Source organism: Halomonas elongata, from assembly GCF_029081005.1.
GTDB classification, from domain to species: Bacteria; Pseudomonadota; Gammaproteobacteria; order Pseudomonadales; family Halomonadaceae; genus Halomonas; species Halomonas elongata_B.
Genome location: NZ_JAJQTQ010000103.1, coordinates 1 through 432, shown reverse-complemented (window position 1 = coordinate 432; position 432 = coordinate 1). Strand labels below are relative to the sequence as shown.

At 45.8% G+C, this 432-nt stretch carries 1 protein-coding gene; it reads right to left on the bottom strand.

Annotation, left to right across the window (positions count from 1 at the left end; genetic code table 11):
• The coding region (locus LU493_RS19630; protein ID WP_275289484.1) for a DNA topoisomerase at positions 1–432 on the bottom strand (432 nt) is incomplete at both ends.

Below are 432 nucleotides of genomic sequence, written 5' to 3'. Positions count from 1 at the left end.
AACAATATGTTTACCACAGGAAGGGCAGGGAGAGTCCAGGCGTTGAAACTGCCCTGCTGGCGCAGCGGGTTCAATCTTCATCTCGCCCAGGTCAACATCAGAAATCATGCCTGTCAGTTCACCGTACAGATCATTAATAAACTGTTCAACCGTCAGATCGCCATTTTCTATGGCAGCCTGCTTTTCAGACCATAATGCTGTCATATCAGGATTAACCGCTATACCAGGCAGGGCATCAATAAGCGCATATCCGGTATCAGTAGGAATAAGTTTCCCTTTTTCCAGCGTGATATAGTTTCTTTTCTTCAGCGTTTCCAGAATGGCTGCGCGGGTAGCTGGCGTACCAATGCCACCATGTTCATCTTTTTTGTCTTTATCCTTATCCTTCAACAATTTTTTAATCGTTGGGTCAGTGACAAAATCCGCGACACG